The organism is Corynebacterium sp. HMSC064E10 (assembly GCF_001812505.1).
Taxonomy (GTDB): domain Bacteria; phylum Actinomycetota; class Actinomycetes; order Mycobacteriales; family Mycobacteriaceae; genus Corynebacterium; species Corynebacterium amycolatum.
In genome coordinates, this window is record NZ_KV809173.1 from 1,168,514 (window position 1) to 1,179,173 (window position 10,660).

The window sequence follows — 10,660 nt, forward strand, 5'->3', positions numbered from 1 at the left end:
CGTTGACTGTTTTTGACTGTTTAAGTTCTGATTTTGGTTTAAATCTTGGGGTTCTTGACCGGACTCTGGCCGGGCTTCAGCTGTGAGAAGCCCGCGATCGGTTCCAACCGGTTCCAATCGGTTCCGATCAGTTCAAATCAGTTCCCGGTCTCTTTCTCCCCGGAAGATTATCTGGAAAGAATATGAAGAATATAAGGAATACCGTACACACAATCTAGTTTGTCGCGTGGAATCCTCAAGTATCGGGCGGATTTTGGGTGTGACTGAAGGGGCTGCTGTGGGGGGGGAGGGATACCCGGTGGCCAGCCCGACGACTGCTCTGTGGCTGGCCATGACTGGCCGCAACGGGCGCGTGACTGCGGGCTGCACGTGTGAATACGGGCTGCAAATGTGAAACTGTGCGAGTTTATAGCACTTTCAGGCGGTAGGTTCAGGCGGTGAATGCATCACCACTTTCGACCAGGAGAAGTAGTGAAGCAAACCCGCCGATCGAAATACAGTGCCATCAAACCCATTGCGCTTCAACATATCGCCAACGGGGCATCAGCAAGCGCGGTAGGGCGCGATTTAGCGATCCCCGCACCAACTGTTAGGCGGTGGGCGCGACAAGCCGGAATTGCGATTCAGCACCAGTCGCACTGCCCGAAGGTCTCGATGATGGATAAGCATCGCGTGATCTACGAGATGCTTATTGCCGGCACATATAGTGTTGCCCAGATTGCTGCACAGGCTGGGGTGTGCACATCCACGGTGTATAACCGGCGGGCTAGATTAACCACTATGAATACCCGCAGCCGGGTAACACCCGGTGATGTATCTCGTGTTGGCACTGGTCAGCGGCTAGGGCTGGCGGAACGCTTAGTCATTGCCGAGCATCTGCGAGCAGGGCATTCGCACCGGCGTATCGCCCAGATAGTCTGTCGTAGTCAATCCACCGTCAGCCGTGAGATCGCACGCAACAGCGTCGATGGTATCTACGATGCTTATCAGGCTGATCAGGCAAGCCGCGGGCGTCTTGCTCGCCCTAAGCTGCGCAAACTCGATGATAATCGGTTCTTACGCGCCCAGGTTGTTGATCTGCTCAACCGTGGTGCCTCGCCGCGTCAGGCCAGTGACAGGTTGGCTGCACTGTGGGGTGATAATACGTCCATGACTATTAGCCATGAGTCGATTTACCAGGCCCTTTACGTACAAGGGGTAGGTAGCTTGCGCAAAGAACTTGTGTTTGAAAAGTCCTGCCGGACTACCCGGCCAGGGCGTAAACCCCGCTCGCTTCTCGCAGGGGTGCCCAAGCCACGTGGAAAACGCTGGACTCATGATGCCAATATTTCACTTCGCCCAGCGGAAGCCAACGACCGTGCTGTACCCGGTCATTGGGAAGGAGATTTGATTATTGGCGCAGATGGCACCAGTGCTTTGGCGACGTTGGTGGAACGCCGCAGCAGGTTTGTGCTCCTCGGCAGACTCGGCACTGACCATACTGCCACAAGCGTCAATGAGGTCATGGTGCGGATGATTCGTCGGCTCAAAGAGTCGATGGACACCACGATGTCGACGTTGACCTGGGATCAGGGGGTGGAGTTTGCCAAACACACGGAGTTTTCCGTCGCGGAGAATATCCAGGTGTTTTTCGCCGATCCGCATTCACCGTGGCAGCGAGGTAGCAATGAGCAGATGAACCGGGATATCCGGTTTTATTTCCCCAAAGGCACCAACTTTACCGATGTCACCGACCAGGAGGTCGCCCAGGCGGAGGCATTGCTGAATAACCGGCCGAGGGTGGTGCTCGGCGGGTTAACTCCCCGGGAGGTAATCTCTGGTGTTATCCATGATGCAATGACCGCCTGACCCTACCGGCCATTTTTCGTGCGATTTGTGCCATAAACGCGATCAGTACCCCGGATCATCCCCGTCGCCGCCAGCCATAAACGCGGTCAGTAACTCGCATTGAAGTAAGAAGCAGAAGGTCCCCACCGGTCGACACGCTGAGCAGACGCACTTTTGCCTATTACCCCGCGATTGCCGCGCACTCCGGGACCCCAGAAATACAAAATCCCACGCAGAAATTACTTTCCACGTGGGAGAATCAAGGCTCACCCCATAAACACAACATGAACCTTGAAAAAGCCAAAAATTCCGCGAACCAAACTGAACAAAAGCCCAGTTCAGAACCGAACTCAGCCCCGAACTACTAAGTTTTACAGAGGCTTCACGTCCAGAGCCTGCGGGCCCTTCTGGCCTTCACCAATCTCGAACTCGACTGCCTGGTTCTCTTCCAGCGTCTTGAAACCAGTGCCCTGGATCTCGGAGTAGTGAACAAACACGTCGTTGCCACCGTCAGCTGGGGCGATAAACCCGAAGCCCTTCTCCGAGTTGAACCACTTCACAGTACCCTGTGCCATTACAAAACTTCCCAACTTCAGGATTCGATAAAACAAGTATTCGCGACGCACATCCGGCCACACACAATGGGGTAAACACGGCGAGAACACCCTTTCCGCCTCGAGCGGGCTTTTGCTGGGTGCCCTTTGGCGGGCGATACACTCAAAAAGTCTGCCACGTTTGGGGCGCAAGCGCCGATTAGGAACAGCTCCTTGCCACCCCCGTAAACCCGCGTTCGGGGCCCGGAGAAACTGGGTTGTCGAAAGGCGAAAATGTGGCTGGCAGGAAGCGTCGTCAAGCATATGAAGTGCGCGTTTATAGGAAAGGGTGGTGTCGGTGGAGTCATTTGGACGGGAGCTGCTGGGGCCGGTTATTCGTGCGCATCCGCGGGCGACGGTGACGCACATTGCGGATCTTCCTGCACGCGCTGGTGTGACCGCACCTTGGCCTGAATGGGTGCCGGAATGGCTGAAAGAAGTGCTGGTAGATCGCGGAATTGAGAACCTGTGGACTCATCAGGCGACAACCGCGAACCTCGCCCGCGAGGGCGTGCACTGCGTCGTCGCGACGGGCACAGCGTCGGGTAAATCGCTCGGTTACCTGCTGCCCGTGCTCACAGAACTGTCCGCCACCCCCGCGGCCACCGCGCTGTACCTCTCCCCGACCAAGGCACTGGGCGCCGATCAGCTGGACACGGCACGCGCGATGGCACCGGCGTCGCTGAGCTCGCTGATTTCGCTTTACGACGGCGACACCCCGCAAGACGCCCGGCGCGCGATTCGCGACCATGCCCGTTGGGTGTTTACCAACCCCGATATGCTGCATGTTTCGGTCCTCGGCAATCATGTTCGGTGGACGCGGATGCTGCGCAACCTGCGCTATATCGTCGTCGACGAATGCCATGCCTATCGAGGCGTATTCGGCGCCAACGTCTCCCAAATTCTGCGTCGCCTTCTGCGGCTGTCCCGGGAGTATGGCGCCTCGCCGACCGTGATTTTTGCCTCTGCGACGACCAACGACCCTGCTGACCAGGCTCGTCGCCTCATCGGCGAGCCTGTCGAGGCCGTCACCGAAGACGGCGCCCCGGTCGGTGAGCGGACTATCGCCCTGTGGGAACCCGGCCTGCTCCCCGACCTCCAAGGCGAGAACGGTGCCCCCGTGCGCCGCCCCGCCCCGACCGAGGCCGCAGATATCATGGCCGACCTGCTCGTCGAGGGCGCCCGCACCCTGACCTTCACCCGTTCGCGAAGCAGTGCCGAGAAGGTAGCGCTCGGCGTGCGCGAGCGCCTGGAGAAGCGCCGCCGCAGCGATATCGCCGAGCGCATCGAGTCTTACCGCGCCGGCTACCTGGCCGAAGAACGCCGCGACATCGAGCGCATGCTCGATGACGGCACCCTGCTTGGTGTGGCCACCACCAATGCACTGGAGCTGGGCATTGACGTCGGTGGCCTTGACGCGGTGGTGCAGGCCGGTTTCCCGGGCACGGTCGCTTCGTTCTGGCAGCAGGCCGGCCGCGCGGGCCGTCGTGGTCAGGGCGCGCTGGTGGTGTTGGTGGCTCGCGATGATCCCATGGACACTTACTTGGTCCACAACCCTTCGGCACTGTTGGGCCGGCCGGTGGAGAAGACCGTCTTCGATCCCCGTAACCCGCATGTGGTGTGGTCACACCTCTACTGCGCGGCTGTGGAGAAACCGATCACCACCAGCCAGCTTCAGGCATGGGGAACCCTGCCCGTAGCCGAAGACATGGTGGTTGCGGGCTGGTTGCGCAAACGCACCTGGGAAGGACAAGAACCCGTCTACTACCCGACCGACCGCGATGAGGGACCGCGCATTGCCACTGCTCACGATGCCGTGAACGTCCGTGGCGGCGATGGCCAGGAAGTGGCCATCGTCGACCAGACCGATGGTCGCCTGCTTGGCACCATCGATCTTGGCCGTGCGATGCAGCAGGTCCACGACGGTGCCGTTTACTTGCACCGCGGCGAGTCCTACCTTGTCGACCAGCTGGACTTCGACAGCCTCGTCGCCCTGGTCCACCCCGAGCAGCCACGCTATTCCACCAGCTCACGCATGGACACCACCATTCGCATCCTCGATGTTGACGACATGCGCCATTACCAGGGCTTACAGGTCGCTTCCTGCCAGGTCGAGGTTTTTCATCAGGTCACTTCCTATCTTCGTCGCTTGGATACCGGCGAGATTCTCGACAGCGTTGAACTTGACTACCCTCCGCAGCGTTTGGTCACGCGCGCCGTGGCCTACACAGTGCCCGAGTCCAGCCTGCGCTCGTGGGGTGTGGGCTCCAACATCGCACCGGGGGCTCTCCACGCAGCCGAGCATGCGGCTATCGGCATGCTGCCGCTGATTGCCACCTGCGACCGCTGGGATATCGGCGGTGTTTCCACGGTCATGCACGCCGATACCCAGCAGCCCACCGTTTTTGTTTACGACGGGCACCCTGGTGGTGCAGGATTCGCCGACCGTGGCTACGAGGCCTTCGCGCAGTGGATTCGCGCGACCCGCGATGCTGTCGCCGCCTGCGAGTGCGAATCCGGTTGCCCATCGTGCATCCAGTCGCCCAAGTGCGGCAATGGCAACGATCCGCTGGACAAGGCCGGCGCAATCAAAGTGCTCAGTGGAGTGTCGCGCGCGCTTAAAGACGGCCAGTAGCAGCATCCTCCACCGCGACCGGCCCTGCTCTGGACGTGGCTTTTCTCGCCTTTCGTTGGACGCTGACCTGCACGTCCTCCCCATCGATCTCGCAGGCCACAAGACGTGCGTGGTTAGCTTTTGCGATTGACCCAGCGGCTTTGCAGGCATCGTCGCTCTCTTGCGCAGCCACGGCACCGGCCACCGCGGCCAGATCCGCTGCTACCGCTGCCTGCCGAGCCTGCACCACCCTCACCCCGGCTGTAACTCCAACCAAAGTCAGAATGACGAAAGCAGCGATGAACAGTGCGGCTGCGACTGTGGTGGAACCATCTTCTTCGCGTAAGAGGCGGGCTGTCATGTTTCTCATGACGATGCCGCTCTTTCCTGCAGGGCAACCGCGCGTGCTTCCAGCGTAAAAGGCCCCGCTGAGCGCCGAATGGTCACGCGCACGGTACCGGAGGTTTCCGATATCGCGACCTGTCCATCCGCGTCGGCGCGGAGCTCGGCTACTGTCTCCGCATCGCCCCGCGCCTCAGCCCGTGCGATGGCTCCGGCTGCGTCGGTAAGCCCTAGGTACATTGCGATGGTGACCAGCCCTGACAAAGCCGTGACCATGACCGTGACCAGTGCCGCGAGACCGAAAGCGGTTTCTACCGTGGTTTGGCCTTCGTCGCCGACGCACAGGCGATGAAGCGTAGAGCGGATGCGGCTAGACATCAGTGTTGAGCGCCCTTTCGATGATGTCGGTGAGTGCCTGGGTGATATCTCCGCCGGTCACGACGGTGTAGAGCAGGGCTCCGAAAGCGGCAGCAGCAATCGTTCCCAAAGCGTATTCCACGGTCGACATGCCGTTTTCCTCAGTTGCCAGAGCACGCAGGCGTTTGTGCAAATACGAGCGGAGCTGAGACTGTGCAGTGGTCAATGGATTGGTTGGAAGGCTAGTTGGACGGCTGGAGTTTTGAGTGGTCATGAGTGTCTCCCCCTATGTGGAAGTCGAGTGATAGGTCAGTTGTGAGATGTGATGTGCATTGACGCGCGTTGCCCCGCGCTGACGCATGGTGGATCGCGGATTAGCCGGCGGCCCACGCGCACAAACGAGATCGCAATCGAAAGCGCAACCAACTCTGCGTCTGGCGCGTGCCAGCGCGCGAGGCTGGGCGCAGAGGTGTCCAAGCATCATCACGGCATCAGCCCTGCAAACATTTCGTCGGCAAGCCCGGCGATGGTGGGCACCAAACCCAGCACCACAAACGCGGGTAGAAAGCACAACGCCAGCGGCCCGGCGATGAGGACACCGGCCTTTTCGGCGACGGCTTGCGCCGCGTCGTGCGCTTGGCTGCGGTACGTGGCAGCGGTGTCCTCCATTGCCTGCGCCAGGCCGGTGCCGGATTCGCTTGCGCGACGCCCAGCAGTCGCCAGGGGCACGAGCGCGGGTGTGGCAGCAAGGCTCTCCCAAGCGGAGTGCGCGCCCACAGACAACCTGGCGGAACACTGTCGAAGTGGCTCGGCCAACTCCGGGTTTGCGCCATCGGCAGCTGCGGCCATGGCCTGCGCCAATGGCATACCAGAGCTCAAACAAGCGCCGATGATGTCGAGGGCCGCCGCGGCATCGAGAAGCACAGCCGGGCTGAGGCGCTCCCCGCCAATGACAGTTCGCACACGTTCCCGCACCTGTGCGACAATCCGCGACACCCGACTGGTCACCTGCCTCCACACGCCTCCTCGCGTACGAGCATCCGACTCCGCTATCAATTCGGGCAGTCGGCTGCGGACGGGATTGAACGTCGGCAAGCAGAGGTAGACGGCGATGAGAAGTGCGGCAGCGATCATTGTCCGGCCTCCGCACGATCAATGATGGCGACAGCCCATTCGATGCCCGCGCACACCAGTCCGACACCGATGACCAGCACAATTCCTCCAATACCGCGACTGAGGAACTCGAAGGGGGACGCTCCGAAAGCTTGCCCCATAATCAGCCCGAAGACTGGGAGCGAAGCCAAAATGGCAATCGTCATGCGTGGTCCCGCCAGCGCGGCCGACGTCTGTGAGCGATGTGCCTGACGAGCCTGCAGATCACCCCGCGCGCAGTCCAGTAACCCGGCCAAACTCAGACCATGTTGCTGCGCCACCGTCCACATACGCCCAATCCGACGCAGTTGTTCCGAAGACTCTTCGGTCTCCCACGGGTCGGCGAAGTTCGCACGGTGTGCCGCGTGCGCAAGATGATCGGCCAACACAGTCATGTCCTCTGCCCTGCGCAATTCCGCTGCTGCCGCGTTGAGCGCTCTTGAGGCCGCCGCACCTGCGCGCAACTGCGCGGTCAAGGTTTCCAGCGCTACCGCAGCGCTGTCCGCTTCCCGACGTTCACAGCGCCTCTCCCCCACAGCGCGCACTACGGCCCCTGCGGTGCGGCCCAGCAATAGCCCGGCTATGACACCTGGAATCCCAGCGAGCCACAGCAACACAAGTGCCGGACCGGCAACGATGAGAATCGATAGCCCTGCAGCTCTATTCGCACTGCCAGTGCTTGCGGCGCTCGACCCCGTGGAACCAGCACCAAGTCCAATCATGCGCTGCAACCACTTCAGTCCACAGGACACCTCACGGGCACGGCCTGCCAGCGCTCGCGAGCGCACCGCCGCCGAGCTGTCCGGCCAGATAGCGACTGCCGCAGCCGCGCCCCCAATGAGTACGGTCACGCTAAATCCCTCCCCCATAGCTGTTAATCTCCCCGTCTAATCCCCTGACTTTTCCCCCGGGTTATTCCACCGGTTATTCCACCGACTGTTCCCTGCCGACCAGCAATTTCTGCAACGTTTCCCACCCCGGCCCCGGCCCGTCCCGAGCAGTCCAAACCTCCACCACCTCCGGTGGGTTACCGCGCAGCAGCCCGATCTGCGCCAGCCGGCGAACATCAGCGCGTTCGACTACCAACACCACCTGCACCGCAGAGACCAACTGCGCATGCAGCCCGGCGCGACTAAGGCCACCGATCAACCCCAAAGCCTCAAAGCGCGCGACGACATCCCCAATCCGGTTGGCGTGAATTGTCCCTGCCCCACCGCGATGCCCCGTGTTCAACGCAGCCAGCAGATCCACCACTTCGGCGCCACGAATCTCACCGACGACAATGCGGTCGGGACGCATGCGCAACGCCTGCTTCAGCAACTCCTGCTGCCCAATCGCACCGGCCCCCTCCAAGTTGGCGGCTCTGGTCACCAGCTTCACCACATGGGGATGCTGCGGTTGCAACTCCGGAGTGTCCTCGATGCACACAATGCGCTGGTCAGGATTAACTTCTGAGAGCATCGCCGCCAATAGCGTCGTCTTTCCCGCACCCGTGCCTCCGGCGACAATAAACGACAGCTGTCCCGCCACGATTCCCCGCAACACCGGCAGAATCTCCGGTGGAAACAGCCCGATATCGCACAACTCCGCAAGCCCGCGACGAGCCGGACGCAGCACTCGCAGGCTAATCTGAGTGCCGGTCGCTGACGGTGGGGAAAGCACCGCATGAACTCGCACACCACAGCCGCCGACACCACCAGGAATATGGCCGTCGGCCCAAGGTTGCGCGTCGTCAAGCCTTCGTCCGCACCGCGACGCGAGCCGCACCGCATACGCGCGCACCTCGCCCTCGTCCGCGAAGGAAATCTCGGCCCGCTCCAGTCCGTTGCCGGCGTCGACCCAGACCTCGCCGGGCGCGGTGACCAGCACATCGCTGACACCCGGGCGGCGCAACAGCGCATCCAACACGCCCGCGCCCACTGTTTCCTCACGAATCGTGCGCAGAATCTCCAACACCTTCACATCGGAGACAACTCCCGCGGTCTCCGCGCGAATGATGTCGGCGACCTCGCTATGCGATGCCACCCCAGGCCGCTCCGCAAGCGCCGCCCGCACCGCCGCCAACAGCCTGACATCATCCATCGCCACCACCGCCGACAAGGGCAAACATCGCTTCCAATCCCCGCGTCAGCTTGCCGACGGCCCCAGCGAGCCCGCCCACATCTATCTCGTGAGCTACTTTCTTGCAGTACTCAATCTCACCAGCAATGGGCAGATTGAGCGCGTACTCAACCTCTTCGACACTGATATCGCGGTGCTGCTGGTGCCGAACCGCAAGACTTGGCGTGAATCCTGCCTGTGCACAGACGCTGGCCAGGTGTCCACCGGCTGCGATAGCTCGGACAGAGGTGGGCAGGATGATGACGGTGTCATCGGCAAGCGCGCCGATAGTGGTGACGTACTCCACTTGATTCGGGCAGTCCACGATGACCGTAATTCCGGCATGAATAAGGCAGCTAATGGTGCTGGCAATGTGCCGAACATCGTCGGGTCTGTCGGTTCTGCCGAGTCTGTCGGCACTGTCGAATTTGGTGGCCGCCGAGGCGTGGTTGTAAGCCGTCTCGGGCGTGCGACTGCGAGTCCACGTCAACACTTTCAGCGCGGGTGATCGCGGGCAGGATGGCAGTGCTTCGTAGAGTGCCGCCCCGTCGAGACGGCCATCAGCAGCCGAGAAGTCTTGCCACCTCAGTCCCGGTTCCGTTTCCATCCCGAGCACCAGATCAATACCTCCCGCCAGCGCATCTGCGTCCACCAAGCAGATGGGCCTTTCGCGGGAAAGAACCAATGCACTCGCTGCCGCCGTAATGGAAGCACCAGCACCGCCGACCGCAGGAACCAACATCAGGCACGTTGCCGTGGAATCGGTTGTAGTTGCTGGCACGTTCGGTGCGGGTTCTGTACCTGGTGCTGTAATCACGTCTGCGCTCGCAGGTGACGCTGGGGTGTGTTGGCGGTTCAGGAGGCTCGAGCTGTGTTGGAAATCGGAGAGCCTCGGACCATCCGGACGTACCTCGGCTCGGCCGAGCAGTTCGACAATATCGACGTTATCCGCGGGCAAACTAGCGCTGTAAACAGGAGCTAAAACCTTCGCCACTTGCGTATCTTCCGCCTCAGTATCACTGCGGACCAGAAAGATTGCTCCCTCACAATGAGGCCGCCCGGCTAATCTTCGGGCTGCCGACGCATCAACGAACACCGCTGGTGCCCGACGCCACAGAGCCGATGAAACCCCCGTTCCGGTCGATGCGGGCACTGACGCTGTGGCTGATACTGGTGGTGATGCTGGCGACGATGTCAATGCTTGTGCGGCCACTGGCGCTGCAGCCACAGGTGGCACGGTCTCTTGCACACAGTCACGACCGGTAGCAGCGACTATGAGTGCAACCTCTTCACGCAGCGCTTCATCATCGACAGCGTTGACTACTGGATTTGCTGGAGCCTCGGTTCGCGGAGCCATGGACAGTTTCTTGATTGCCATGGCCATAGCGTGCACCAAAAGGCGGATTCAATGATGCTCGCAAGAGACCAAAACCTCGCTGTCTGTGGATAATTTTCAGACTGTGGATAACTGCAGAACGCCATGTCGCCTTTGCCTTATGGCTACTGCGCGGCCTCACCAATACAAGTTAGTGGCTGCGTTTATGTCAAAAATGGCACGAAAAAGGCCTGAAAGTGTCATAAACTCACACAGTTTCACATTTGCAGCCCGCACTTTTACTACATGCCCCTCAACATTGGGCCAAAAAAGGGGCGACGCCCCGCGCCGGGGGGGGGG

Annotated in this window: 10 protein-coding genes; 2 read left to right on the forward strand and 8 right to left on the reverse strand. The window is 60.9% G+C overall.

Annotated elements, in window-relative coordinates; genetic code table 11:
- Window positions 1-471 precede the first annotated feature (471 nt).
- Complete coding sequence (locus HMPREF2860_RS10900) at window positions 472-1,848, forward strand: IS30 family transposase (RefSeq protein WP_083309509.1); 1,377 nt, start codon at window positions 472-474, stop codon at window positions 1,846-1,848.
- Between the two features lie 350 nt (window positions 1,849-2,198).
- Here HMPREF2860_RS10900 and HMPREF2860_RS06990 read toward each other — a convergent pair whose 3' ends face one another.
- Window positions 2,199-2,402 carry a cold-shock protein gene (locus HMPREF2860_RS06990; protein WP_005511370.1) on the reverse strand — a complete coding sequence of 68 codons (204 nt, stop codon included), beginning with the start codon at window positions 2,400-2,402 and terminating at the stop codon, window positions 2,199-2,201.
- 316 nt (window positions 2,403-2,718) lie between these two features.
- Between HMPREF2860_RS06990 and HMPREF2860_RS06995 the strand changes: the two genes are divergently transcribed.
- Window positions 2,719-5,055, forward strand: a complete 2,337-nt coding sequence (locus HMPREF2860_RS06995; RefSeq protein WP_070628802.1) for a DEAD/DEAH box helicase — start codon at window positions 2,719-2,721, stop codon at window positions 5,053-5,055.
- Here HMPREF2860_RS06995 and HMPREF2860_RS07000 read toward each other — a convergent pair.
- From HMPREF2860_RS07000 to HMPREF2860_RS07030, 7 genes are all read right to left on the reverse strand, one after another.
- Window positions 5,039-5,404 (reverse strand): Rv3654c family TadE-like protein, encoded by a 366-nt coding sequence (locus HMPREF2860_RS07000; protein WP_083309511.1) that lies wholly within the window; start codon window positions 5,402-5,404, stop codon window positions 5,039-5,041. The genes HMPREF2860_RS06995 and HMPREF2860_RS07000 overlap by 17 nt on opposite strands.
- Window positions 5,401-5,754, reverse strand: a complete 354-nt coding sequence (locus HMPREF2860_RS07005; protein ID WP_038627462.1) for a TadE family type IV pilus minor pilin — start codon at window positions 5,752-5,754, stop codon at window positions 5,401-5,403. The genes HMPREF2860_RS07000 and HMPREF2860_RS07005 overlap by 4 nt, the downstream gene beginning before the upstream one ends.
- Window positions 5,747-6,007 (reverse strand): DUF4244 domain-containing protein, encoded by a 261-nt coding sequence (locus tag HMPREF2860_RS07010; protein WP_070628705.1) that lies wholly within the window; start codon window positions 6,005-6,007, stop codon window positions 5,747-5,749. Before HMPREF2860_RS07010 ends, HMPREF2860_RS07005 begins: the two co-directional genes overlap by 8 nt.
- Before the next feature lie 209 nt (window positions 6,008-6,216).
- A complete protein-coding gene (locus tag HMPREF2860_RS07015) occupies window positions 6,217-6,867 on the reverse strand; it encodes a type II secretion system F family protein (RefSeq protein ID WP_070628706.1) in 651 nt (216 codons plus the stop codon).
- Complete coding sequence (locus tag HMPREF2860_RS07020; protein WP_224792298.1) at window positions 6,864-7,736, reverse strand: type II secretion system F family protein; 873 nt, start codon at window positions 7,734-7,736, stop codon at window positions 6,864-6,866. The genes HMPREF2860_RS07015 and HMPREF2860_RS07020 overlap by 4 nt, the downstream gene beginning before the upstream one ends.
- A gap of 73 nt (window positions 7,737-7,809) precedes the next feature.
- Complete coding sequence (locus HMPREF2860_RS07025) at window positions 7,810-8,967, reverse strand: TadA family conjugal transfer-associated ATPase (protein WP_081913995.1); 1,158 nt, start codon at window positions 8,965-8,967, stop codon at window positions 7,810-7,812.
- Window positions 8,960-10,363: a CpaE-like family protein gene (locus HMPREF2860_RS07030; protein WP_239392960.1), complete on the reverse strand. Its 1,404-nt coding sequence runs from the start codon at window positions 10,361-10,363 to the stop codon at window positions 8,960-8,962. The genes HMPREF2860_RS07025 and HMPREF2860_RS07030 overlap by 8 nt, the downstream gene beginning before the upstream one ends.
- Window positions 10,364-10,660 lie beyond the last annotated feature (297 nt).